Source organism: Aquimarina callyspongiae (assembly GCF_034322225.1).
Classification (GTDB): Bacteria; Bacteroidota; Bacteroidia; order Flavobacteriales; family Flavobacteriaceae; genus Aquimarina.
This window is the reverse complement of the sequence record NZ_JAXLPA010000003.1, coordinates 450,695-475,853: the sequence shown is the minus strand read 5'-3', so window position 1 is coordinate 475,853 and position 25,159 is coordinate 450,695. Positions and strand designations below refer to the sequence as shown.

19 protein-coding genes are annotated in these 25,159 nt (G+C 34.2%); 3 read left to right on the top strand and 16 right to left on the bottom strand.

What is annotated here, in order from left to right:
* Window positions 1-18 precede the first annotated feature (18 nt).
* The 6 genes from rodA to purH all read right to left on the bottom strand — a co-directional run bounded on the left by rodA (window position 19) and on the right by purH (window position 7,201).
* Window positions 19-1,272 (bottom strand): rod shape-determining protein RodA, encoded by a 1,254-nt coding sequence (rodA, locus tag U0D62_RS14400; protein WP_322288005.1) that lies wholly within the window; start codon window positions 1,270-1,272, stop codon window positions 19-21.
* Complete coding sequence (gene mrdA, locus U0D62_RS14395; protein ID WP_322288004.1) at window positions 1,272-3,143, bottom strand: penicillin-binding protein 2; 1,872 nt, start codon at window positions 3,141-3,143, stop codon at window positions 1,272-1,274. The genes rodA and mrdA overlap by 1 nt, the downstream gene beginning before the upstream one ends.
* Entirely contained in the window at window positions 3,140-3,646 is a 507-nt protein-coding gene (locus U0D62_RS14390) for a rod shape-determining protein MreD (RefSeq protein ID WP_322288003.1), read from the bottom strand. Before U0D62_RS14390 ends, mrdA begins: the two co-directional genes overlap by 4 nt.
* Window positions 3,639-4,463 (bottom strand): rod shape-determining protein MreC, encoded by an 825-nt coding sequence (gene mreC / locus U0D62_RS14385; RefSeq protein WP_322288002.1) that lies wholly within the window; start codon window positions 4,461-4,463, stop codon window positions 3,639-3,641. The genes U0D62_RS14390 and mreC overlap by 8 nt, the downstream gene beginning before the upstream one ends.
* 133 nt (window positions 4,464-4,596) lie before the next feature.
* Window positions 4,597-5,625, bottom strand: a complete 1,029-nt coding sequence (locus U0D62_RS14380; protein ID WP_322288001.1) for a rod shape-determining protein — start codon at window positions 5,623-5,625, stop codon at window positions 4,597-4,599.
* A 43-nt stretch (window positions 5,626-5,668) separates the two neighbouring features.
* Entirely contained in the window at window positions 5,669-7,201 is a 1,533-nt protein-coding gene (gene purH, locus U0D62_RS14375; RefSeq protein ID WP_322288000.1) for a bifunctional phosphoribosylaminoimidazolecarboxamide formyltransferase/IMP cyclohydrolase, read from the bottom strand.
* A 150-nt stretch (window positions 7,202-7,351) separates the two neighbouring features.
* Here purH and U0D62_RS14370 point away from each other — a divergent pair, with 150 nt between their 5' ends.
* Window positions 7,352-8,605: an ABC transporter permease gene (locus tag U0D62_RS14370; protein ID WP_322287999.1), complete on the top strand. Its 1,254-nt coding sequence runs from the start codon at window positions 7,352-7,354 to the stop codon at window positions 8,603-8,605.
* 405 nt (window positions 8,606-9,010) lie between these two features.
* Here U0D62_RS14370 and U0D62_RS14365 read toward each other — a convergent pair whose 3' ends face one another.
* The 10 genes from U0D62_RS14365 to U0D62_RS14320 all read right to left on the bottom strand — a co-directional run bounded on the left by U0D62_RS14365 (window position 9,011) and on the right by U0D62_RS14320 (window position 23,661).
* Window positions 9,011-12,832, bottom strand: coding sequence for a beta strand repeat-containing protein (locus U0D62_RS14365; RefSeq protein ID WP_322287998.1), 3,822 nt, complete (start codon window positions 12,830-12,832; stop codon window positions 9,011-9,013).
* A 128-nt stretch (window positions 12,833-12,960) separates the two neighbouring features.
* Window positions 12,961-13,527, bottom strand: a complete 567-nt coding sequence (locus U0D62_RS14360; protein ID WP_322287997.1) for a phage tail protein — start codon at window positions 13,525-13,527, stop codon at window positions 12,961-12,963.
* 30 nt (window positions 13,528-13,557) lie between these two features.
* Window positions 13,558-14,124, bottom strand: a complete 567-nt coding sequence (locus U0D62_RS14355) for a phage tail protein (RefSeq protein WP_322287996.1) — start codon at window positions 14,122-14,124, stop codon at window positions 13,558-13,560.
* A gap of 35 nt (window positions 14,125-14,159) precedes the next feature.
* A complete protein-coding gene (locus U0D62_RS14350) occupies window positions 14,160-15,125 on the bottom strand; it encodes a methionyl-tRNA formyltransferase (RefSeq protein ID WP_322287995.1) in 966 nt (321 codons plus the stop codon).
* A gap of 128 nt (window positions 15,126-15,253) precedes the next feature.
* Entirely contained in the window at window positions 15,254-15,838 is a 585-nt protein-coding gene (locus tag U0D62_RS14345) for a hypothetical protein (RefSeq protein ID WP_322287994.1), read from the bottom strand.
* 217 nt (window positions 15,839-16,055) lie between these two features.
* Window positions 16,056-16,493 (bottom strand): retropepsin-like aspartic protease family protein, encoded by a 438-nt coding sequence (locus U0D62_RS14340; protein WP_322287993.1) that lies wholly within the window; start codon window positions 16,491-16,493, stop codon window positions 16,056-16,058.
* Window positions 16,490-19,099, bottom strand: coding sequence for a CHAT domain-containing protein (locus U0D62_RS14335; protein ID WP_322287992.1), 2,610 nt, complete (start codon window positions 19,097-19,099; stop codon window positions 16,490-16,492). Before U0D62_RS14335 ends, U0D62_RS14340 begins: the two co-directional genes overlap by 4 nt.
* Window positions 19,080-21,062, bottom strand: coding sequence for a PKD domain-containing protein (locus tag U0D62_RS14330; protein ID WP_322287991.1), 1,983 nt, complete (start codon window positions 21,060-21,062; stop codon window positions 19,080-19,082). Before U0D62_RS14330 ends, U0D62_RS14335 begins: the two co-directional genes overlap by 20 nt.
* Before the next feature lie 139 nt (window positions 21,063-21,201).
* Window positions 21,202-22,425, bottom strand: a complete 1,224-nt coding sequence (locus U0D62_RS14325; RefSeq protein ID WP_322287990.1) for a serine hydrolase domain-containing protein — start codon at window positions 22,423-22,425, stop codon at window positions 21,202-21,204.
* A gap of 198 nt (window positions 22,426-22,623) precedes the next feature.
* Entirely contained in the window at window positions 22,624-23,661 is a 1,038-nt protein-coding gene (locus tag U0D62_RS14320) for a hypothetical protein (RefSeq protein WP_322287989.1), read from the bottom strand.
* Window positions 23,662-23,766: 105 nt separating this feature from the next.
* Here U0D62_RS14320 and U0D62_RS14315 point away from each other — a divergent pair, with 105 nt between their 5' ends.
* On the top strand, window positions 23,767-24,354 hold the full coding sequence (locus tag U0D62_RS14315; protein ID WP_322287988.1) for an RNA polymerase sigma factor: 588 nt from the start codon (window positions 23,767-23,769) through the stop codon (window positions 24,352-24,354).
* The gene (locus U0D62_RS14310; RefSeq protein WP_322287987.1) at window positions 24,351-25,091 is read left to right on the top strand and encodes a tetratricopeptide repeat protein; all 741 of its coding nucleotides are present in this window, start codon (window positions 24,351-24,353) and stop codon (window positions 25,089-25,091) included. The genes U0D62_RS14315 and U0D62_RS14310 overlap by 4 nt, the downstream gene beginning before the upstream one ends.
* Window positions 25,092-25,159 lie beyond the last annotated feature (68 nt).

Genomic DNA, 25,159 nt, shown 5'->3' with positions numbered 1-25,159 from the left:
TAAAATCTTTGTAGAATGCTACCACTCATTTACCCGATTAGCATCCAGTTTAACAAAGATAAAAAGTAGAATTGTAAATCCCCATAGGCTAGATCCTCCATAGCTAAAAAGCGGTAAAGGAATCCCGATCGTTGGTATTATACCGGTAACCATACCAATATTTATCGCAAAGTGTATAAATAAAATACCAATAACACTATACCCGTAGACTCTACTAAATTGATTTTTTTGTCGTTCTGCCAAATAAATGAGTCTGAGTAAAAGAAGTACAAACAAAACAATAATGATGGTCGCACCTAGAAAACCCCACTCTTCTCCTACGGTACTAAATATATAGTCTGTATGTTGTTCTGGAACAAATCCACCTTTGGTTTGTGTTCCTTCTTTCCATCCTTTTCCTGTCCAACCACCACTTCCTATGGCAATTTGACTTTGGTTAGTATTATAGCCAATACCTTTGGCATCGACTTCTTTCCCTAATACAATGTTAAATCGATCTCTATGTCTTTGCTCAAAAACATTGTTGAAGATATAGTTAACAGAAAAACAAAACCCTGTTATAATCAAAAGCGTTAAGAGGTATCTGGATATTTTTGGTTTTTGTTTTCTCTTTTTAATCAAAACTATCATTATAATAGTGGCAATTCCTAAGATGACCCAAATAGGATTGAATAAAAGTGTAAGTATAAATAATGTAGCTGCAGAGACTCCGATAATTAGATAACTGGCAGCAAGCCCTTCTCTATAAAGCGGGAAAAAAAACGCAGCATAAACCAAAGCACTCCCGGGATCAGGTTGCGGTACAATCAACAAGGCCGGTAAGACAATAATTAAGAAAGCTCTTAATTGATGTCGAATTAGTTTTATGTTGGTTTGCATATCACTTAAAAATTTGGCAAGAGCTAATGCAGTGGCAGCTTTTGCAAATTCTGAAGGTTGTAACCCCACGGGGCCAAATCCATACCAAGAAGTAGCTCCATTAATATTTTTTCCTAATACAAAAAGACCTAATAGAGAAACTATAGAAATTACATAGATCAATCCTGCAAAACGTTCATAAAATTTTGCTTCAATAGCTTGAGTAATAACTATTAAAATTAAACTGAATAAGATCCAATACCCTTGTTTTATGTATACTTTGGTGAAATCTGTGATCGAAAAAATCTCATCCTCATAGGATGCAGAATATATATTCCCCCAACCAAAACCAACCAACAATAAAAATATTAAAATGGTGATCCAATCTATGGTAGCAATGGTGGACTTGGGCATTATTGATTAATTTTAAAAGGTTCACCACTATATGGCTTGGCATACTCCTCTTCAAGGCTGTGAGTAAGTATCCAATCTTCGAGATCCTTTCTCGATATTTCACCATTTATATGTTTTTCTACCATTAAAGTGGCTATACGCCCCGCGTAACGGGCACCCCAATATCCATTTTCAACAAAAACAGCAATAGCAATTTTAGGATTGTTTTTTGGTGCAAATGCAACAAACACAGAATGATCTGTAAGTTGAGTTTTAACACCGTCAATTCTGGTAAAGTTTTCGGCAGTTCCTGTTTTACCACAAATTTCCAAACCGTCAACTTGCAGAAAATTTGCGGTTCCCTGTGTGTATACTTCGTGCATACCTTCTATAACTGGATCAAAATGTTCTTTGTCTATAGTGGTTTGTTTAGCAACAGTATAATTTTCATTTTCAATTGGTTTTCCATTAACTGCTTTTACAATATGAGGAGTGTAGAAATGCCCCTTGTTACCAATTGCAGCAGTCATATTGGCAAGTTGTATAGGTGTTGCTAATACTTCTCCCTGACCGATGGCGTTAGATAGGGTAGCGGTAGCATACCATTTATATTTGGGATATTGATATATTTTATTATAGTACTTAGAATCGGGAACTTTACCGCGACTTCCCGCAGCAAGGTCATTTCCTAAATAATTTCCTAATCCAAAACTTTGAACGTGTTTTCTCCAGACCTCTATTCCTTCTTGCGGAGTGTCATATTTTTCTATAATTCTACGATATACATTAGCAAAGTATGCGTTGCAGGAATTTGCAATCCCCGGAATCATATTTAATGGCCCTCTATGTGCATGACAACCTAATTTATTCCCTTTTTTACCATAATAGTACCCCATTCTACAACTGAAACGTTCATTGATGTTTACAACGTCTTCTTGCAAACCTATCAGAGCATTAATAGTTTTAAATGGTGATCCAGGAGGATATTCACCTTTAACCCCTCTGTCAAAAAGAGGTTTGGCAATAGTATCATAATATAATTTGGTAAAGTTGGGAGATCGTTTTCTTCCCACCAGTAACTCTGGTTTATAGGTTGGAGCTGTGATCATGGCCAAGATCTCGCCCGTAGACGGTTCAAGAGCAACAATACCACCACGCTTATTGTTCATAAGCTTCTGACCATATGCCTGGAGTTCTGCATCAATAGTAATGGTTAAGTCTTTTCCATTAATTGGTAATGTATCAAATCGACCGTTTTTATATGGACCGATATCTCGATTAAAACGATCTTTTTGAATTCGTTTAATTCCTTTTAACCCTCGTAATTCTTTTTCATATTGTTTCTCGACCCCGTCAATCCCTATAAGATCCCCCGATAGATAATAGGGATCCTTGCTAATCAACGCCTCATTCACCTCTCCTATATATCCTAAGACATTAGCTGCATTTGTAATGTGATAATTTCTTAAAGAACGTTTCTGGATGTAAAATCCCTCAAATTTCCTCATTTTTTCTTGCAGATAAGCATATTCATCCTTTGTCAATTGGGGTATTACAATAGAAGGAACCCTAGGAGAATATCTCCAGGCTTTATCTAATTGAGAAACTAAATGATCTTTGTTGATGTTAAGAATAGAGCAAAATTCTAGAGTATCAAAGGGTTTTAGCTCGCGAGGGATCACCATTACATCATAGGAGGGCTGATTAGTAACGAGTAATTTACCGTTTCGATCGTAGATTGAACCTCTTTGCGGATAATCATAAATAACCTTAATAGCATTATCTTCAGATAAAGAGGCAAACGAAGTATTGTAAATTTGCAAATAAAAAAGACGTGCAACAAATACAAAACCCGTAGTAATTATAATAAGGTAAAGCAATAACTTTCTCATGAATCATTTCTTCTAAACAATACCAAAATCAACATTGTAATCACAATAGTAAATAGACTGGAAAATAACGTTTTTTTTGTAATTAATAGTATGTGAGAGAAGTTAAATATTTCTAACGAGAAAAGCACGAGATGATGGATAAAAACCATCAAAGTAACATACACAAGACGTTCTCCAAACCCAACTTTGCTCAATTTTACGGTTTGGAACTCATAGCTCAATCCAAAAGCTGATCTTAGAATTATTGGGCGCATATATGCTATAGTTACACAAGCAGCAGCATTTATCCCTCCTGAATCTCCAAACATATCTATGGTTAACCCTAATAAAAAACTAAGAACAAGAAAAAGACTTCTGTTTATAGTTATTGGAGCCAATAGAATAAAAATGATGTATATATATGGATTCAGATATCCCAAAAAGTTAATATGATTAAGTACTAATACTTGCACGAGTACCAGAATAATAAATCTACCGATATGTATAGGTATATCTTTATTCATTTTCTGTTGTTTCTAAACTTTTGATTTCTTGTGTATCGTTGCTTTTAATAGCGTATACAAATCCAATGTCAGTCATATCATTAAATAACTTAACATCGATTAGATAATAACTTTGACTTTGATCAAGTTCATAATTTAATATAGTTCCAATACCAATACCTTTTGGAAAAATTGAAGATCTTCCGTTAGTGATAATAGTATCTCCTATTTTAAGTAGTGCTTGTCGTGGTATAGTTTCAAGTTGAACAATATTGGGATCTTTTCCGTTCCAGATTAATGATCCATATTGGTTGGATTTTTTTAATCCTGCGTTTATTCTGGAATTACTATTTAATATAGAGATTACCCTACTGTAGTTTTTTGAAGTATTTTCAATAATCCCAACAATACCTTGGTCAGTAATAACTCCCATATCTGCAAATACACTGTCTTTTTCACCTTTGTTAATTAGAATATAATTGTCCATTTTGCTGTAATCATTTCTATGGACTAAAGCTTTAATAAAGGTGAAAGGCTTTGTAAACGTTGTGGTATCTATATATTTATCAGAAGAAAGATCAACTTGTAAAAGTTGTAATTGGTTACGTAAGCTTTCATTTTCTTCTTGCAAACGTTGATTTTCTTTCTTTAGACCAAAATAATCACTAATTGAGTTTTGCCAACCATAAATGCCACCAGTCAAAAAATTAGTAGAACTTATAAACTTACTTTTGTGATAAGAATGAGATTGGATAGTTAATATCAATGATATAAATAGCAGAAATAGAAAAAGAAGGAAGTTCTTGTTCCTTATTAAAAAATTAATAATCTGCTGCATGGGTTAAAGGGGTACTAATTTTTAAATACTATTGTTTAATTGTGTTTTGTTTTCCTTTGCCAAACCAATCAATGCAGAATAACGTAAAAATATGTTTTTACGTATATTCATATAATACTTATTATAATAAATACTATTTTATCAATACACTCTTGTATCGATTTATATTTTTTAAGGTGATCCCTGTTCCTCTAACTACTGCTCTTAATGGATCTTCTGCTATATAAACAGGAAGATCGGTTTTTTGAGAAAGACGCTTGTCTAATCCACGTAACATTGAACCACCTCCAGCTAGGTATATACCAGTATTATAAATATCGGCAGCTAGTTCTGGTGGAGTTTGAGATAATGTTTCCATAACGGCATCCTCAATACGTAAAATAGATTTGTCAAGAGCTTTAGCTATTTCGCGGAACGAAATCTGAACCTGTTTTGGTTTTCCTGTTAACAAGTCACGACCTTGAACATTCATTTCTTCTGGTGGCAATTCAAGATCTTCTGTTGCAGCACCAATCTGTATCTTTATTTTTTCAGCGGTACGTTCACCAACATATAAGTTATGTTGAGTACGCATATAATAAATGATATCATTAGTAAAAACATCTCCCGCAATCTTTACAGATTTGTCACATACAATTCCTCCTAATGCAATTACTGCTATTTCTGTTGTACCACCACCTATATCAACGATCATATTTCCTTTAGGCTGCATAATATCTACTCCAATACCAATTGCTGCTGCCATAGGTTCATGGATAAGATATACTTCTTTACCATTTACACGTTCAGCACTTTCTTTTACAGCTCTCATTTCTACTTCAGTTATTCCTGAAGGGATACAGATTACCATACGTAAGGCAGGTGTAAAGAGTTTTTTCTTTAATGCAGGAATATCTTTGATAAACATACTTATCATTTTTTCACTGGCATCAAAATCTGCTATTACACCATCCTTAAGTGGTCTGATGGTTTTAATGTTTTCATGAGTCTTTCCTTGCATCATTGCGGCTTCTTTTCCAGCGGCAATTATTTTGCCGGACATAATGTCTCTTGCTACAATAGACGGACTGTCTACTACTACTTTGTCATTATGAATAACCAATGTGTTTGCGGTTCCTAGATCAATAGCAATTTCTTCGGTGAAGAAGTCAAAAAATCCCATAAAAAATATTAAAAAATGTTAGAATTGAGTAAATGTACTAAAATTAATGCTTAAAATGACGTGTTCCTGTCATTACCATAGCAATTCCATTATTATCACAGTAATCGATACTTAATTGATCTTTTATAGATCCTCCTGGTTGGATTACGGCTTTGATTCCGGCGTTATCTGCTAACTCTACACAATCCGGAAATGGAAAGAATGCATCACTAGCCATCACAGCTCCATTGAGATCAAATTTAAAAGATTTTGCTTTTTCTACTGATTGTTTTAATGCGTCTACTCTAGATGTTTGTCCAGTTCCACTAGCCAGTAATTGTTTGTCTTTTGTGAAAACAATAGTATTGGACTTTGTGTGTTTACATATTTTTGAAGCAAATAATAGATCTTCAACTTGCTCAGCTGTAGGAGCAACTTTGGTTACGGTAGTAAGATCAGATTCGGCGTCAGTCTTTAGGTCTTTGTCTTGAACTAAAGCTCCGTTTAAACAAGAACGAACTTGGGTTTGAGGTAAATCAATATCTTTTTGTACCAGAATGATTCTGTTTTTCTTTCCTTTAAGAGTATCTATGGCATCATCTGTAAAAGATGGTGCAATCACTACTTCGCAAAAAAGTTTATGAATTTCTTCTGCGGTAGCCTCATCAATTTGAGTGTTACTAATTAGTATTCCTCCAAAAGCAGAAACTGGATCTCCAGCCAGTGCATCATTATATGCTTGAAGTACAGTATCACGTTGTGCTAGGCCACAAGCATTATTGTGTTTTAGAATAGCAAATGTTGGCGCTTCTCCTTTAAACTCGCTCATTAAATTTACAGCGGCGTCTACATCAAGAAGATTGTTGTATGATAATTCTTTACCGTGTAATTTGTCAAACATAGCGTCAAATTCTCCAAAGAAAAACCCTTTTTGATGTGGATTCTCACCATATCTTAATACCTGACCTTTGGTTTCACTTACTTTAAGAGCAGCAATCTCATGATCACTATTAAAATAATTAAAAATTGCTGTGTCATAGTTTGAAGAAACATTAAAAGCCTTTGCAGCAAAACGTTTGCGATCTGCCATAGAAATGTTTCCATTTCCTTCAGAAATTACATCTAAAAATTCTGCATAATCGTCAACAGAGGCAACACAGGTAACATCAGCAAAGTTTTTAGCAGCAGCTCTGATCAATGAAATCCCTCCAATATCAATCTTTTCAATAATATCTTGTTCTGAAGCTCCAGAAGCTACAGTTTTCTCAAATGGATATAAATCAACAATTACAATATCGATTTGCGGAATTTCATATTGCTCTAATTCTGCAACGTCACTATCATTGTTTTGACGATTTAATATACCTCCAAATACTTTAGGGTGTAACGTTTTTACTCTTCCTCCAAGAATTGAAGGGTATGAAGTAACGTCCTCTACAGGAATCACTTCTATACCTAGGTCTTTGATGAATTTTTCAGTTCCTCCGGTGGAATAAATGGTAATACCAAGCTCATCTAATTTTTTTACGATAGGAGCTAATCCGTCTTTACTAAATACAGAAATTAATGCCGATTTCGCTGTTTTTGTGTTGCTCATGAGAAATTTTAGTTATAAAACGCAAAAGTAGCAATTTAGTTATCAATTAGACAATGGATTATAATTAATTGTTTTATATAATGTGTAACAAAAATGTAAAGAAAACGTCCTATCTTTATAATATCTGAAATCCAGTCCAAAAAAGAGAACATGCTTATTTATCTGAGAGTACTTAAGGAGAGCTTTAATTTTGCGGTAAACGCTTTAAAAAATAATAAGCTAAGAACATTTCTTTCGCTGTTGGGAGTGGCCATCGGAATCTTTTCGATTATTGGCGTATTAGCTGCTGTCGATTCTTTAGAAAAAGAAATTAAAGGAAGTATTAGTTCATTAGATAACAGTACAATTTATCTAATGCGTTTTTCTTTTGGTCCTACAAATATTCCGCAGTGGAAAAGAGAACAGTTTCCGGATGTTAATTTTGATGAATATCAATACATAAATAGAACAATGCCGGATTTAAAAGCCGCCAGTTTTATTCTTAATGTGGGACCTGAGACTATTAAATATGAAGATCAAAGTATCAGTAATGTTGAAATTGCACCAGTAACCAATGATTATTATGATATCGAAGAGTTACAGGTGGTAAAAGGAAGATTTTATAATGAGCAAGAATCTGTTGCAGGAGCGCCAGTAATGGTAATTGGAGATGAGATTGCTAATAGTTTGTTTGGTTCCAGTGATCCTATCGGAAAGAAGGTTCGTTTATATGGAAGAAAATTCACGGTTATAGGAGTATTGAAAAAAGAAGGGAGTGGACTTTTTGGAAATTCAAAAGACACCGCTGCTATTGTTCCTGTTAATATAGTTAGAAAAATTTATGGAGATAATAATAAGTTTGCATTCCCGGCAATTATTATTAAACCTGAATCTGGAGCAGATGTGCCAGAATTTGTTGCGACTTTAAAACAAAAGGTGAGAACATATAGAGGCTTGAAGCCTGATGAAATTGATAATTTCTTTGTAAATCAATTGCAAGGTTTTACAGATTTTATTGATAATATTACTGGTTCTATGTCTAAAATAGGAGGTTTTATTGGCGGATTTGCATTGCTGGTAGGAGGTTTTGGAATTGCTAATATTATGTTTGTAAGCGTTAAAGAACGAACAAATTTGATAGGAATACAAAAAGCTTTGGGGGCCAAAAGAAAATTTATACTTCTTCAATTCTTATTTGAAGCAATAGTACTCGCTATATTTGGTGGGTTAATTGGACTTTTACTGGTATGGTTAATCTCAAAAGGAGCTTCACAACTAACAGGAGATTTTGAATTTATATTATCAGGATATAATATGTTTTGGGGAATGTTCTGGTCTACCTTAATAGGATTGATAGCAGGTATTATTCCTGCGTTTATGGCTTCGAGATTAGATCCGGTAGAAGCTATTAGAACAGGAATGTAATATTTATTTTTTGAAGTAACTTACTTAATAAAAGCAATAACCTTTTTTAGGTGAATACTTTATTTTCTTAAAGTATCCTTTTTCAACTTTTATTTATGTTTAGAATGTATCTTCTGCCTTTTACAATTTGGGTTAAGGGTAAGGATAGGTTTTAGATAAATTTGAGTAAAAGATAGATATTCATAAGTAGGGCTGCCAAAATTAATATCAATACTGCAACAGGAATTATTTTCATTAGTATTCTTTTATATTTATGGGGGTTCATTATAGTGTAAATCATAGGGTAAAGATATTTAGAATGCTAATTGAGTACAATAGGTATAAGTACTTGTTTATGAATAGAAAAAGGTCAGAAGTTTTAAAACTTCTGACCTTTTTTAATGACTTAAAAAAATTAATAGAAAACTATTCTATTACTATTCTTTTAGTTGCGGTTGCATTAGCAGAATGTATTTTTATAAGGTAAATTCCGGATTGAGCATTAGAAATATCAATAGTATTTACTTGATTATTGGTGTTCAAATCCTGAGAGTAAATACGTTTACCTGTGATGTCAAATACTTCAGCATTTTTAAGTTGTAAACCGGTATCCGCAGCAATATTTACTATTCCTTTATTAGGTATAGGATATAAGCTTAAACCTTGTTCTAAAACATCATCATTAAAGCCTAATGTATTATCAAAATCAATACTAAACTGTGGAGCTGCTGTGTTTCCATTTCCTGACATATCTGTAGCTACATCTGCTGCTACATTTACAGTGATAGTTATTGGCCCTGCGCCAGAAGGTGTTATGTCTACTGTATAAGTATTTGATGCTCCTCCAGAGAAGTTCCCGGTACTTCCATTTACAACAGTAATTTCTCCTTCGGTAAATCCTCCAACGATCTCACTAAAAGTTATAGTCACTGGTATTGGATTAGCTCCGGTAGGAGAAGTCTCTGTAGATGTTATAGATACAGAAGGACGAGACGTATCTTTTGCAATGTCATCTGTTGCAGGATTTCCTACATTTCCAACACCATCCGTTAATGTTACGCTTAAAGTAACAGTTCCATCACCAAGACCGCTTACGTTAATTCCTGTAATCTGATCTGTAGTTGTAGTGATAGTACCTGATCCAGTAACTGGTGTTCCGCCACCATTACTTGTAAATGTATAATTGTACGTAGTACCTACCACTGCGGCTGCAAAAGTAAAACTTACGGCGGTTTCATTAGTAGAATTTATAGGAGCTTGATCGATAGTGGCAGAATATCCCGTTGGCGCTGTATTGTCTACATTAAAAGTAGCACTTGGTCCAGCGGCGGCGGCATTATTACCTGCAGTATCACTTGCTGTATTCGCTGCTATTGAAATACCGATGGTTCCATTACCAGTAATACTACTGATTGTTACAGTTCTGGTTGCTGTTCCGGTTCCTGATACAGCAACGGATCCTGTAGCATCTCCAGTAGTATTCAGCGTGATATCCCCACTGGCAAGGGTTACCGCATTTGCATTCGTATACGTAATGGTATAGGTTACAGGTCCAGAATTGGTATCAGTAGCGCTTGGCGCACTAATAGATAAGGTAGGTGCTGTATTGTCTACATTAAAAGTAGCACTTGGTCCTGCCGCTGCTGCATTATTACCTGCTGTATCACTAGCAGTATTAGCTGCTATAGAAATACCGATAGTTCCATTACCGGTAATACTACTTATGGTTACGGTTCTTGTGGTTGTTCCAGTTCCTGATACTGTAACAGATCCATTTGCTGTTCCTGTAGTATTCAATGTTATATCTCCATTGGCAAGTGTTACAGCATCTGCATTTGTATATGTAATGGTATAGGTTACAGGTCCAGAGTTAGTATCAGTAGCGCTTGGCGCACTAATAGATAAGGTAGGTGCTGTATTGTCTACATTAAAAGTAGCACTTGGTCCTGCCGCTGCTGCATTATTACCCGCTGTATCACTAGCAGTATTAGCTGCTATAGAAATACCGATAGTTCCATCACCGGTAATACTACTTATGGTTACGGTTCTTGTGGTTGTTCCAGTTCCTGATACTGCAACAGATCCATTTGCGGTTCCTGTAGTATTTAAGCTGATATCTCCATTAGCAAGAGTTACTGCATCTGCATTTGTATAGGTGATTGTATATGTCACCAGTCCAGAGTTAGTATCAGTAGCGCTTGGCGCACCAATAGATAAGGTAGGCGCTGTATTGTCTACATTAAAAGTAGCACTAGGTCCTGCTGCTGCTGCATTATTACCAGCAGTATCACTAGCTGTATTCGCTGCTATAGAAATGCCGATAGTTCCATCACCAGTAATACTGCTGATTGTTACAGTTCTGGTTGCTGTTCCAGTTCCTGATACTGCAACTGATCCATTTGCGGTTCCTGTAGTATTCAATGTTATATCTCCACTGGCAAGAGTTACTGCATCTGCATTTGTATAGGTGATTGTATATGTCACCGGTCCAGAGTTAGTATCAGTAGCGCTTGGCGCACCAATAGATATGGTAGGCGCTGTATTGTCTACATTAAAAGTAGCACTTGGTCCTGCCGTTACTGCATTATTACCTGCATTATCACTTGCAGTATTAGCTGCTATAGAAATGCCGATAGTTCCATCACCGGTAATACTACTTATGGTTACAGTTCTTGTTGCTGTTCCAGTTCCTGTTACGGCTACATTTCCGTTTGCGGTTCCTGTAGTATTCAATGTTATATCTCCATTGGCAAGTGTTACTGCATCTGCATTTGTATAGGTGATTGTATATGTCACCGGTCCAGAGTTAGTACCAGTAGCGCTTGGCGCACCAATAGATAAGGTAGGAGCTGTATTGTCTACATTAAAAGTAGCACTTGGTCCTGCCGCTGCTGCATTATTACCAGCATTATCGCTAGCTGTATTAGCTGCTATAGAAATGCCGATAGTTCCATCACCGGTAATACTACTTATGGTTACAGTTCTTGTTGCTGTTCCAGTTCCTGTTACGGCTACATTTCCGTTTGCGGTTCCTGTAGTATTCAATGTTATATCTCCATTAGCCAAGGTTACTGCATCTGCACTTGTATAGGTGATTGTATATGTCACCGGTCCAGAGTTAGTATCAGTAGCACTAGGAGCACCAATAGATACTGTTGGAGCATTATTATCCACTGTGTAATTTTCGACAGGATCAATAGGAGAGGTATTGGTGAGTGGGTTCCCTGCTGTATCTGTAATATCTTGCGCAACTGCAAAACCTAAGTTAACGGTTCCATTAAAATTGGCAAGATCTCCACCAGAAATTGTAACATGATAAAGGTTACCGCCTTGATCGGCAGCACTGATTGTAGGTGTTGTAAGACCACTTGCCTGGAAATCGTTGTCAGTAACATTGGATACTGCCTCATCAAACTGTACTGCAAATATTAAAGTATCTGCATTAGTTGGTGAGGTACCAGGTGTTTGTCTGGTTATTGATTGTACTCGTGGATTGGTTGTATCCGGAGGAGTAACTGTTAAGCTTGAAGGAATATTACTAACATCTGTTGGATATGGTACTGTAGTAAGATCATCTACTTGTGTGTAATTTGCAGGATTACTAAATGCTAATTTTGCTTCTGCAATAGTTGAGAATGTATATCCACCGTTATATACAACATTGTCAAATTCATCCTGTACACCGGTTCCACTTCCTAGTCCTAGTGCTGATACAGGAGCATTGATGTTGTCTAAACCATTAGGCAACCCTGTTTGATTAGTGTCTGTTTTATCACCAGTAAAAGCTGTAGATGCAGTGTTTGACGCAAATATAAAGGTTGGATTACCAGCAGCAGTAGATGAACCTCCAGGATTAGCCGTATCCTGAAAAGCAATAATTTGATCTCCAGCAAAAGAGAGGTTAAATGAACCTGTTATTACTGTATCAGTGTAAGAAGCAAAATTTGCATTACTTCCCTGTTGGAATTTTATAATGGTGCCTGCTAGATGTCCTCCCGCAGGAACTGTGTAAGCATGTGCACCTTCAGTACAAGGGGTGTTAAAATCAGCAGCATCTGCCCCGCAATCAGTAAAGTAAATAACTGTTGTTGCTTGTAAATCTACAAAGGTAACAAATGCAAAATCATCTGGGTTATCTGTTTGATTATGAATAATTGCTATATCACCAGCGGTTAAAGGTGTTTGACCCAATAAAAAACTTGTGTTTAAGATTGAAACAAAGACTAAGAAATGTAATATTTTTTTCATGGAAATTAAGGAGTTAATTTTTAATAACTAGCAAGAGTATTTTAAAAATACTAAATTTATTATGAATGTATATAAGAATAATAGAGAATGTATTAAAAATGATTTAATTACATTCTCTATATTGACTTTTAACTTCTTGAAGGATATGTTCCAAATAGACAAATAATATAATAACAAGCTAACCAGGGTTGCATATTGTTTACGGATTGATTCCCTCCGGTATTTTCTATTGTAACTGTTCCTCCAATAGCAACATTATCCGGAGCCATTAATGAATCATTTGCATTTGTATTGTATAATTTAACCGGGCCGTCAACAAGACCAAGATTCTGTCCTCTAGGTTCATCTGAAACACCATCTTCTTCATTTACTTTTAATGTACCAGTTAAATTAGCAGATGCAAAATGCGTATGAGAAGGCATTTGTAGAACATTGAGTGTATTGGTTTCTGTACCACTTCTTGCTCCTAATCTTCGATCGCTAAGCCCTGGGCCGTGCCCTGGTCCTATAGGTACACGTCCTCGTAAATCTGGTAAAGCGAATGTTGTTCTACCGTCACCACCATAAATAGTTCCTAAAATTGAAAATAATGCATCGTTTTGTGAAATAGCCTGTAGTTGACCTTCGCAAAAAGCCCAGTTTCTGGGAGCAAAATTACCTGCGAATATGCGAACTTCTCCTATTGTTCCTAACATAATGTTTTGTTTTAAAAATTATAAATGGATTTAACTTCTGGAAGGAAAAATACCTTGTAAACAAATAATATAATAACATGCCAACCAAGGCTCCATATTATTTACAGACTGGTTGTTTCCTGTATTCCCTATAGTAACAGTTCCTCCTATGAGAACGTTATCTGTGGCCATTAATGAATCATTTGGATTTGTATTGTATAATTTAACCGAACCATCAACGAGACCAAAATTTCTTCCTCTAGGTTCATCAGAAACGCCATCTTCTTCATTTACTTTTATTGTACCATTCAAATTAGGTACGGCAACATGATTGTGTGATGGTAATTGAGTTACATTTAAGATATTGTATTCTGTACCACCTCTTTGTCCTTCTCTTCGAGTGCTTAATCCTGGACCGGTTCCTGGGCCAATAGGTACACGTCCTCTAAGATCTGGAAGCCCAAAAGTAGTTCTTCCATCACCTCCGTAAATAGTTCCAAGAATTGAAAATAAAGCTGTGTTTTGAGCGATGGCTAGTAGTTGCCCGTCACAAAATGCCCAAGTTCTTGGTGCAAAATTGCCCGCAAACATGCGAACTTCCCCGATTGTTCCTTCCATAATTGTTTTATTTTAAGATTAATAGTTGTGTTTTATTATTTGATTATACTTTGTTTCTCTTTTATATTTTGAGTAGTGCTAAAGTGTTGTCCTTGTCGTATACCCAAGTTTACATATTTGGTACCTGTTAATATTCCTGCGTCAGAACTAAGAATGTTAATCCTGATCATTTGGCCATATTTACAACACACAAAAAGGCCTTCTTGAGGGTGTGCATGAATGATCTCTCCAGGTGTTCGTCCAAATAGTGGGGTTTGTGTATCTACAGGAGATACTTCAATTATTCTAATAAGACCTCCTTGATAATAGGTTGAGGCACCTCCGTATTTAGGATTACAGGCATTGACAAGGTTTTCAATTTGATCAGCTGTTTGTTCTTCCCATTGTATAGTGGTTTCAAGTAAGGCAGGACGTTTGCGATATGATATGTTTTCTGAAGACTGTAATGTTAAATTGTTAGAATCCTTAACAAGGGTAATTATCTTTTCTCCAAGGTCTTTTAGTAAATAACTCATTTTTGAGTTTAACATCCCTTGTGTTTCTCCTAAGATAATGGGTACAGGATGTTCCAGAAGTATTTTTCCGGTATCCCAATCTTCATCCATTTGATGTATGGTAATATATGTTTGAGTTTCCCCTTTTTTAATAGACCAAAATACAGGGTCTGGCCCTCTGTTTTCAGGGAGCTTTCCAAAATGGATATTTAGAAACCCATAGGTGGGAATATTTAATAACTCCTTTGGTATTTTTAAAGAAAACCCACATACCAACACTAAATCTGGAGATAATTTTTGTAACCAGTTTTTGAATTGAACAGAAAGGTTTTCTGAATTGATTATAAAAGTTTGAAGCCCTTGTTTTTTTATAGAGTTTTCATAGTCGGATGCAGAATTTTGGATAGCGGATTCCTCAAAACCTACAGCTGTTAAATGCTTGTTTTTTACTAAGTTTTCATATAGTGAGATACATATAGGAAAACTTCCGAGCAATACTATTTTCATGAAAGCTTGAGTTTATTAGTTAGTTTAAGTTAAAAGCATCTAAGCACAAGGCTTTCAATTACATTACTTTCCCAAACTCAAAGCTATGCGCATCACTAGAAAATGTCAATAGGTAGAACTACGTGATTTTAGTTAATGTAGGTAGCCGACCTTTTAGAACTACTTTTTATAGTAATCTTATTATTTAAAGCATTCTGATAAGTAAATAAACTTTCTCTTCCTGTTGATTGTTTTAAAACTTTCACAGGAGCAACAAATTCTATCGTATCCAGTTCTAATCCGTGAGCAGAAATGTTCTTACTATAATTATATATTAGTGAATTGAATTCTTTGGTTGTTTTTTCATCAAGGATATGATATTGATACTTTTCATTGTCATTTAAAATCAATGCAATTTCTTTAGTAGTAAAACCAATGAGTGGCTTTTTTTGTAATGGAATCGCAAGACAATGTTCGCTAAGTTTTACAACTTCTTTAGTGTCAAAAATGTATCCTTCTTGTTGTAGATTATGGATTAATTTGGAATGAATAACATTAAAACCTTTGGACAGAGAAGTGATGGAGATAGTGGTTGATTGTTCATATACTTCGTTAAACCCTGATCCGATTGAGGGTAGTGAAATAGAATTGTTGTTTGAAAAGACTGATAAAGGAGCGAGTGATAAAGCACCAGCACCTAATGTGCTTGAACTTAAAAAGTTTCTTCTATTCATAATTAGGAGGTTGTAAAATTGTACAATAAAAATTAGCTCTGTGTTAAAATATGTCGGGAAATGTTAAATTTAATGAAAAAAATTAACATATACAGTTTTTAGCTCGTTTTATTGCGGTTAACACGTAATCTTATAATTTGATTTACAGTGAGTTATCGGGATTTGGATTAGTTAAGATGGGCGCAAGATTTATATGATTAGGAGTCAAGAGGTGAGTTTACTTAAGGTATAGGCACTTTCGTTCGTAGTCAATAACGGCTTTTCCTCGTTTTAGAATATCGGCCCCAATAATTCCATCTACAGGTTCTGCCTGATGATTTACCAATGCTTCGTTTACGTGCCCTAAATCAAAAAGAATTAGTGAAACGTTTTTTTTGAACCACTTTCCAATTTCTAAAGTATTTTTTTTAGAAAGTTGTGTGAGCATATCGGTAGCACCTGCTCCAGCTGCTTTGACATCGCTATCTTGTGCAAATAGATTAAACTTTGTGACAGCTTCAAAACCAACGCAAGAGTTAGAGGCTCCTGTGTCTACAATAAAATTGCCCTCAATACCATTGAGTGTTGCTTTAATTTCAAAATGATTGGTTTTTGTGAAAACCAGCGGGATACGATAATACTCTTTTTGAGTAAGGAATTTACGAAGTGTGCTCATGTTTTGTTTAGAAGAAACTTTCGCAAAAATACTATAATTAATAAGAATGAAATAATACTAATAATATACCATAAGGATATCTTTGTTTCGGTGTCTTGAATTTCTCCATAGTATACAAATGCAGCCCAGTAATATGGTGATTTTTGAAAGTTAGAAATGGTTTCATCATTAAGATAATCAAGTTTTGCCAGATGTAAAGATTTGGATGTGTTGGGATCGTTCTGTAAATTTTGATAAAAGCCTTTCATGAATTGAGAGGTAGTTTTATCATTTATTTTCCATAGAGAAAAGAGCGTGTTTTCTATTCCGGCATATTGAAACCCTCTGCTAATACTAATAGGACCTTCTCCTTTGATTAGTTTTCCTATTCCAGTTTCACAAGCACTTAGTACTACAAGATCCGCTTGAAGCTGTAATGGATATAGTTGATTTACAAAAATATCTTGATCTCTAAATTTTATTGAAGCAGGCCTTAAAAAATCTCCAGCTACAGCATGTGTGGAAAGATGAATAACGTTGTGATCATTAGCTTTTTGCTGAAAATTATTATAAGTAGCTTCTTCTTTTTCTAGATATTGCCCTTTAAAATATTGTTGTATAGATTTACTTTCGGTTAATGAAAATGGTAATTCTAAATGCGTTTTTTCAAAAACAGGAAATACACCTAAAATGTTTTTATGATCCTTGTCTTTAGAAGAAGTTCTTAAGTATTTACTGGCAGAGATTTCATAACTTATTTGGCTTGATTTTAACAGAAATGGTATGTCTTTAAAACGTATAGCGGTTGTAGTATTTGTTACTAAAGCTTCAAAAGGAATAAAATTTAGAATGCCATCTGGTACAATAAGTAGTTTTTTTTCTTGCTCAGGTATTTTTAAAGCTTTGTAAGCTTCTAAAGCACCTTGATTATATTTTTTTATATCATTAATAATGGTTGATGCTTTATCAAAATAATGAATATAATTTTTGATGGTTTCTGTAAATTGACCTACATCTTTTATTTTGGTAATGATAATTTGATCAGGATTAATAGTAAATTGATAGATAACAGAGTTACCGTAGAAATATTCGATCAATAAAGTTTTATCACTGTCTAATTTTTTTTGAAGCTTAAGAATTGAGAGATCTTTTTTGCTATTAAGTATTATAGGATATTTCTCATTAAGTGATTTTGTTATTTTTTTAAGAGTAATAGTTTTAGTATCATAAATTGTTGTCCATTTTTGGATTTGATCAATGCTCGCAATATCTCCTTTTAGTTTTTCTTTTAAAATCAGAGTTTCGTATTCAGCTAGTTCTGTGTTGAGTGTATTTTGCTGTGTAACAAGCGAATCATTTTTATATTGTAAAAGTGTTTTTTTGGATAGTAAAGCCTCATTAACAAAAGGAGCTTTAGAATAATCTGCTGCCTTAAATGCTAATTCTGCATATTGTGAATTATTTGTAGATGAATACAGAGAGAATAATAAATTAATATAGCTTTCTGTTCTATTTCGGTTTTGACTATGTTGAATGATTTTAGTATCCTGTAAAGGGTATAGGGTATTCAATTTTTCATTTACATTAAAAGCTAATTTATAGGCTTGGATCGCTTTTTCGGGATATTCAAGTTTTTCATAAATATGTGCTTGAATATCCAGGGCTTTAAGTAAAATCTTGTCTGCAATAAGATCTTCTTTGATAGGTAATTCATTTTGTTTCAAATAACCAGGTAGAAGAGTGGTGTAAATTTCTTTTAGATGTTTGTTTGCTTTACCAAACTCCATATTTGCTAATAATATATCTGTATATGCCAATTGCCATTTAGCCAGTATCCGTGTAGTGGAGTTTTTATCTTTTAAAAGTCGTGTTTTGGCCTGTAAAAGATAGGTTTCGGCTATTTTATAATCTTTTTTGTTTAAAGAAATCGCTGCCAAAACTTGATAGGCATTAATCTGATTAGGGTCTAATGCAATCACTTTGTTTGCAATGCTTTCTGCCATATCAAGTTGGCCAAGATCCAAGTGATTCGTAGCAATATTGGTAAGAAGATTTGTGTTGTTAGAATCAATTGCTAATCCTTCTGATAAAACTTCTATGGCTTTTAAATAGTTTCCTTGATTATTATAGGCTATGGATAAGTTTGTGAAAGCAGCTATGATTTTAGGAATGTTTTGAGACTGTTCTGCTAAGAAGAGATAGTTTTTTATGGTTGCGGCTGCTTTTGGGAGATCTCCGGTTTTAATATACAGATTCCCTAAAGGTTGCAGGCAATTCTCGATGATATCATAGTCAGAAAGTTGTTTGTCGTAAAATGTTTTCCAAGACTTTTCATAGTGTACTATTGCGGTTGGGATATTTCCGTATTGATTGAAATAATACCCTATGTTGGCGTTGGTAATTACCCATGCTAATTGATCCGATTTGGTATAAAGAGCTGACTCTTTTGAAACAATTTTTTTAGTTAATTGATTCAGTTTTGTAATTGATGGATTTTGTAAAAAGCTATCTAATTGATTGTAGAGAAATGTTGTGGTTTGGGTATTTTGCTGAGCTCTACAAATAAAAACACTTGAGCATATTAAAACCAGTGTAAGTAGGTGTGCTCTAAAATTTCCATATTCCATATAACTGAATTTGAGAATTTGGAGCATCAAAATTATAGACATATCTCACTCCTAAGCTGGGACCAATTCTAACGGTTCCTATATTCATGCCGATAAAGACACCGGTTTGTATGTTTGAAAAACTATTGTCGATTTCTCTGGTATCGAATGAATCGAGATCAGGGTTTCTATCGATAGCTCCATTTTGATTTATATTAAACCCAGTACCAGTAGTTTCTTGATTATTGTTACTAGTAATATCAAGTTTTAATTGAACTCCGGCACCGATAGCTACAAAATTATTAAGATTATAACGTAAGGATCCGGGTACTGCATACGTGGTAATGGTATTAAGCTGATTAAGTTCTGAAAAGCGTATTAGATTTTGACTTCCATCAGCATTAACTCGTCTGATTTCAGAATTTATAATCTCATCATATGAAGCTGAAGAGAATAATAATTCTGCCTGATAATACAGGCGGTAAGATTTAAAAGGGGATAAGGTAGCTCCTACAAAATATTCTGTACTGTTGTCTAAATCTGGATTTATGATATATCCAGCCTTGGCACCAATAGAAATTCCAGGAATAAAACGGGTAGTGGCATAATTGGTTATAATAGGTTCGTTTTTGTCAAAATAAATAGCAGTTCTACTTTTTGTTTTTTTCTTATGGAAATCTTTGCCAAATTTCATTGAGTATTTTACAAACCCTTTGGTCGAATCAATTTCTTCAACATTTTTTTGTTGACTCCCTGGTAAATAGATTCTGTTAAACTGAAATATAATTTTATCTTTTTTTACAATAGTATCCAGGCAACTGTAGTTTACTTCTTTTTCTTTTGGACAGATTGGACATTCTGGATACATACCATCAATTCGCAAAGTAGATTTATCAAACATTTCTGGGGTATCAGTTTCTAATCTAATAGTATTTGCAGGACCTTCGCCATTATTCTGAAAACGAATTTTAAATTTTAATCGTTTGAAACGTACCAAGCGATAATTCATTAACCATCCATTTGAAGACATTTTATTGGGATCATGAGAAGTCACAATTTCCATCTCTGTATCCTTTATAGTATGATTGCCAAAATTAGAATCAGGAACATAAACACTACGTAAAGTAACTATCGCACTAGTATCTTTAATCATTTCTGGAGTGGTTCTAAGTGTTCTGAAAATATTGCGTTCTTCTCCAGGTTGCATATTGTTAAATTCAATTACCTGATAATTGCGATAAGCTGCTTTGGATTCTTCAAGAGTCAGGGGAAGGTTTTTTCTCTTAGTGGTATCTTGAATGAATAATGTTTTATTTCTTAAAATAGAAGAGGAGGAGGAAGCTAATAAGGTATAGTCATCATTTTCTGGAAGGACTGTCGAAATAGCTTCTGTTTGAATGATGCGTTCTCCATGATGCATTCGAGTATCTTCAATAATGAAGTTGTCATTTTTGAATCGATTATCATTATAAAAAAGATATAGTTTTCCGTCAGTACTATAGTTGTTGTTATTTTTATAACTAGTAATAAATACCATTTCCTGATCTGGGATTGGCTCACGATTTCGTTTCAGAATTAAATCTTCATCCTCTTTAAAAGATGAAGTTTCTTCTATAGAAGCTTCGTCAGGAATTTCATTCACTGTAACAGATTTTGGTCTGCTAGAGGGTGGTTTCCCGTTATCATAATTATTAGTAGCCCAAAGTTTGGTATTATAGGTTCCTGGTTTTTTATACTGATGTGTAGGCTTTTCTTTAAAACTATAATCTCCATCACCAAACTCCCAGTAGTAGGTGTAAAAAGCTTTAGGAGCTCCCGCTATTTGATTAAGAGGCGGCATTTCTGCGGAATATGTTGCTCTGTTTCCTTCAAGATCATATGATATTGGAGCTATTCTGGGAATAGTGTCATTCGTTAATATTTGTCCGAAACAGCATAATGGAGAAAATAATACTATAAGAAATAAAATTATAAAGCCTCTCATGGTTTGTTATTAGTGGTTACTAAAGATAAGTAAAAAGTTAAATTATAAAATTCCGGAAACTGTTCTATCCCGGAATTTTATAATAATTAGAATTTGATTATTGAAATTGCCAATAATCTGTCTATAGGTGCTTAAGGGATTATTCCCATGCATTATTATATGCGTTATAAATCATCTGGCGTAGGCTGGTTGTACTGTCGAATGTAACTCCTTGTGTATTCATGGTGATTACACAGTCTACTCCATTAATTGGAAACATTACCATTTGAGTACGTACACCTTGAGAAACTTCTGGATTACTGCTGGTTCCAATAGATCCAGCTTTTCCGTAGTAATTCCCGTGTATTTCATCTCCGGAATCCGCTACATCCATCCCTAATCGGTGTAGTTTCATAATGTCTCTTTGTTCTTCAGAAACTAAAACTTCAGTATGTTCATAGTATGCTATTACTTTTGCCATTTCTAAGGTGCTCATAAAATATCCTCCACCTCCGGATTTGTTGTTCCAGCTACCATAATATGCACCGTTATTACCGTTTTGAGAATTATTGACATTATAATATAGTGTAGAGCTTTGTCTATCTTCTGGCACGCAACCTACAAGAGGAAGAGCTAGCCTGTCAAATATATTTTCCTGCATATATAACAAATACATAAACTGAGTATTGGCATCGTTTTCAATATCAACCGCATTACTATTATCTACGGCGCTCCATAAAGAAGGAATCAAAACTCTGTATAGAGCAAAGTTGACATTTAGATAATTACGACTTTGTGAATTTATTACTCCGGTAGCTATACAATCTTTTAAACCCTCATAACCTAGTGTTACGTCAAAATTGTTATTTGTGCTTTCTAATCCGGATTCATGTTTAAGAAGATCTTTAAAACTAAGATCACTTACTCCAGGACCCTTTGACCAAGATGCAGGAAGCCAGTCTTCAATTTTATCTTCGATCGTAAGATTATTAGCTTCTAATAATTGCATTACAGCAATGGCTGTATAAAACTTGGTTACGCTGGCTACATTTATCTCTTTGTTTAAAGAAAAATCCATTGCTCCATCCACAGATGTTCTTGCTTGTCCATATGCATTTGATCTTGCTAGGTTTCCATTTGTACTAATAGTATATGCCCATCCTATTGGAGAATCATTACCTGCATTTATATAGTCAATAATATTTTGTTCAAAAAGATCGATGTTAAAAACAGGTCCATTAGTTTGTATCTGGTCTATATCGTCGTTGGTTTCACAACTGCCTAAAAAAAGAAGAGCTAATATTAATGTTGTAAAATAAATTGTCTTTTGTATTACAGACCTACTATTATTTGGTAATGTAATTGTTGATGTTTTAGGTATCATAGGTTTTTACTTTTTTATTGTTTACATCCTTATATCAACAACATTGATTTTTTGTTACCCTTTATTTTAAGTTTTTTATACTTAGATGTCTAAGTGGTTAGAAATAAAAATTCCGGAAGAAATTAATTTCTTCCGGAATCTATACCAAGATTTGTTTAAACCCCCTTGTTTACCAATGAATCTTAGTATTATTTTTATCTAAGGCAATGCATTAATTAGTGCAACGAGTTCTGCTTCGGTTCCTGTAGTGGTAGTCCCTATCGTTTCTATATGATTATCTTCAATAGTGGCTCCTTGGATAGCATATACATATTGACCATCTTGCACAGATACAAATATAAAATGTACTTCTAAACCAATAGGAATTAAACCGTAGTGTTCGGAGAAAAGACCTGTTTCTGGATCATAGATATCTAATAAAGCCAAAGCTGTTGGTTCTCCATCATATGAGATGTAAACATTACAATTTGTATTATCATATCCTTCTGGCACATCTACATGTAAAATTGTTTTAGGTCTTGGGTCATTATACCAACGATCAATATTTGTCCATCCAAAATTTCCGATAAACCCTCCATATCCAGTAATTGCCGTGCCATCTGGTCCTTCTCTTTGAATAGGTTCTATTCCAGCTTGCTCATCTTCTTCCCATACAACATCACATTGTAGCTGATCACCATCACAATCATCATCTTGACCGTTAAACAAGGTCATTTCTGTGTCAAATCCATCAGCTGGAGCAAATAGATTAAATCCATTGGCAAGTTCTAGTTGCTCTCCATTTTGAGTGGCATTGATATAGAATTCTCCACCAGATTTTAAAGCTTCTACATCGCCATTGGGACGTTTACCATTAGTAGGTATTTTGGTTAATAACATTTTTGATTTGTTGTATATCTCAACTAATTCAATAGTTACGCTTCCAGTAACTGGATCTCCATTTTGATACAAAAAACTGTTAGCGGGAAAAGAAAGGATAGTTCCTTCTTGACCATATACTTCTCCAAAAGTTTCGGCATTAATGGTGGTAGTTTGTTTAGCGTTTTCTCGATTTTGCTGGATTGCCTCAGCTAATTCTTGACCATCAAGTATTTGAGGAATTATAATGTCATTATCATCGTTTTGACAACTTCCTAAAAAAAGAATGGCTAATCCTATGAATAAAAAGTTTATCGCTTTTTGTTTTACACACATACTATTGTTCGGTAATGTGACTGTTGTATTTTTTGTTTTCATAATATTCAAAATTTTATGGTTTACAATTTCATATCAACAACACTGATTTTTTGTTACCCTTTATCTTCAAACTTTTTTTAAATTAGTTGCGACAACCTAGCTTTTATGGGAAAAAACAAACCACATTCTGATCAAAAATATATTGAGGCTCTTTTAAAGAATGATTCTGTTGTTCTGGCAGAGATGTATGAAAAATTTGCGCCTAAGGTGATTGGGTATATTAAAAAAAATAGTGGCGATGATTCGAGAGCTCAAGATATCATACAGGAAACCTTATTAGTTATATACAAGCAGGCAAAAGAAAAAGATCTGGTTTTAACCTGCCCTTTTGATGCCTACTTTTTTCTGCTGTGTAAACGTAGATGGTTAAATGAGTTAAAAAAATCTTCTGGGAAAGAGGTAACAATTAATGAAGAAGTTGCATCTATAGATGACGAGAGTGTTCGTTTTGCCGAGGAAACTGAGGTTTTTAGTGCAAAACACGAATTATTTACTGAAATGTTTGATCAACTAGGAAAAGCCTGCAAAGAATTATTAAAAGCCACTTTTACTATAAAATCTCTGGAAGAAGTAGCCGAAAAACTTGGACAATCCTACGGATATGTAAGAAAAAAGAAATCTTTATGTATTGGTCAATTAACACAATTGGTTCAAAACACTCCTAAGTACAACCAAATAAAAAGAATGTTATGACCCCAGAAGAAAAATACGAATTATTTGAGCGATACTGTAGTGATGAAATTTCTACTTCAGATAAAGAACGATTAACTCAATTAATAAAAGAAAGTGATGAGTTGAAAGAAGAATTTAAATTGTATCAAGAATTAAATTCTCATCTGCAAACTAGCTTTACTTCAAATAATGAACGAATCGAATTAGAGAATAATCTTAGAAATATAGGAGATTCATATTTTAATCAAAAACTAACTAATAATAAGCCTAAAGTAATTAAGATGCCTGTTTGGGCGTATGCCGTTGCAGCAAGTGTAGCAGTGGTTTTTGGAGTATATTTCTTTGGACAAAGCAATCCTGTGTATAAAGATTATGCTTCTATTCCAGAACTAACAATAACAGAAAGAGGAATAGCAAATGATGAGGTTAAGTCTGCCGAAAATGCATTTAATTCTGAAAACTATGCACTTGCAGAAGAAGTATTGGCAGAGTTGCTGACCAAGAACCCATCTAATACCCAGTATCAGTTTTATTATGGGATTTCATTATTAGAGCAAGATAAATATGAAAAAGCAACAGTAACTTTTAAAAAACTACAAAAAGGGAATTCAGTTTTTCAGCATAAAGCTTTATGGTTTGAAGCTCTTAATCAGCTCAAACAAAAAAAATATAATGAGTGTGTTGAACTACTAAAAATACTTCCAGAAGAAGCCGAAGATTATAACAAAGCTCAGGAATTGTTAAAAAGACTTGATTGATCAGGTATTGAATTTTTAAACAAAGTGTTAATTAACAATATTTTTGACATTTAAACCGTTATTCAGAG

What these genes read in the sequence shown, in the direction of transcription:
- rodA (WP_322288005.1), bottom strand. Translation starts at nt 1,272, where the DNA reads ATGCCCAAGTCCACCATTGCTACCATAGATTGGATCACCATTTTAATA.
- mrdA (WP_322288004.1), bottom strand. Translation starts at nt 3,143, where the DNA reads ATGAGAAAGTTATTGCTTTACCTTATTATAATTACTACGGGTTTTGTA.
- U0D62_RS14390 (WP_322288003.1), bottom strand. Translation starts at nt 3,646, where the DNA reads ATGAATAAAGATATACCTATACATATCGGTAGATTTATTATTCTGGTA.
- mreC (WP_322288002.1), bottom strand. Translation starts at nt 4,463, where the DNA reads ATGCAGCAGATTATTAATTTTTTAATAAGGAACAAGAACTTCCTTCTT.
- U0D62_RS14380 (WP_322288001.1), bottom strand. Translation starts at nt 5,625, where the DNA reads ATGGGATTTTTTGACTTCTTCACCGAAGAAATTGCTATTGATCTAGGA.
- purH (WP_322288000.1), bottom strand. Translation starts at nt 7,201, where the DNA reads ATGAGCAACACAAAAACAGCGAAATCGGCATTAATTTCTGTATTTAGT.
- U0D62_RS14370 (WP_322287999.1), top strand. Translation starts at nt 7,352, where the DNA reads ATGCTTATTTATCTGAGAGTACTTAAGGAGAGCTTTAATTTTGCGGTA.
- U0D62_RS14365 (WP_322287998.1), bottom strand. Translation starts at nt 12,832, where the DNA reads ATGAAAAAAATATTACATTTCTTAGTCTTTGTTTCAATCTTAAACACA.
- U0D62_RS14360 (WP_322287997.1), bottom strand. Translation starts at nt 13,527, where the DNA reads ATGTTAGGAACAATAGGAGAAGTTCGCATATTCGCAGGTAATTTTGCT.
- U0D62_RS14355 (WP_322287996.1), bottom strand. Translation starts at nt 14,124, where the DNA reads ATGGAAGGAACAATCGGGGAAGTTCGCATGTTTGCGGGCAATTTTGCA.
- U0D62_RS14350 (WP_322287995.1), bottom strand. Translation starts at nt 15,125, where the DNA reads ATGAAAATAGTATTGCTCGGAAGTTTTCCTATATGTATCTCACTATAT.
- U0D62_RS14345 (WP_322287994.1), bottom strand. Translation starts at nt 15,838, where the DNA reads ATGAATAGAAGAAACTTTTTAAGTTCAAGCACATTAGGTGCTGGTGCT.
- U0D62_RS14340 (WP_322287993.1), bottom strand. Translation starts at nt 16,493, where the DNA reads ATGAGCACACTTCGTAAATTCCTTACTCAAAAAGAGTATTATCGTATC.
- U0D62_RS14335 (WP_322287992.1), bottom strand. Translation starts at nt 19,099, where the DNA reads ATGGAATATGGAAATTTTAGAGCACACCTACTTACACTGGTTTTAATA.
- U0D62_RS14330 (WP_322287991.1), bottom strand. Translation starts at nt 21,062, where the DNA reads ATGAGAGGCTTTATAATTTTATTTCTTATAGTATTATTTTCTCCATTA.
- U0D62_RS14325 (WP_322287990.1), bottom strand. Translation starts at nt 22,425, where the DNA reads ATGATACCTAAAACATCAACAATTACATTACCAAATAATAGTAGGTCT.
- U0D62_RS14320 (WP_322287989.1), bottom strand. Translation starts at nt 23,661, where the DNA reads ATGAAAACAAAAAATACAACAGTCACATTACCGAACAATAGTATGTGT.
- U0D62_RS14315 (WP_322287988.1), top strand. Translation starts at nt 23,767, where the DNA reads ATGGGAAAAAACAAACCACATTCTGATCAAAAATATATTGAGGCTCTT.
- U0D62_RS14310 (WP_322287987.1), top strand. Translation starts at nt 24,351, where the DNA reads ATGACCCCAGAAGAAAAATACGAATTATTTGAGCGATACTGTAGTGAT.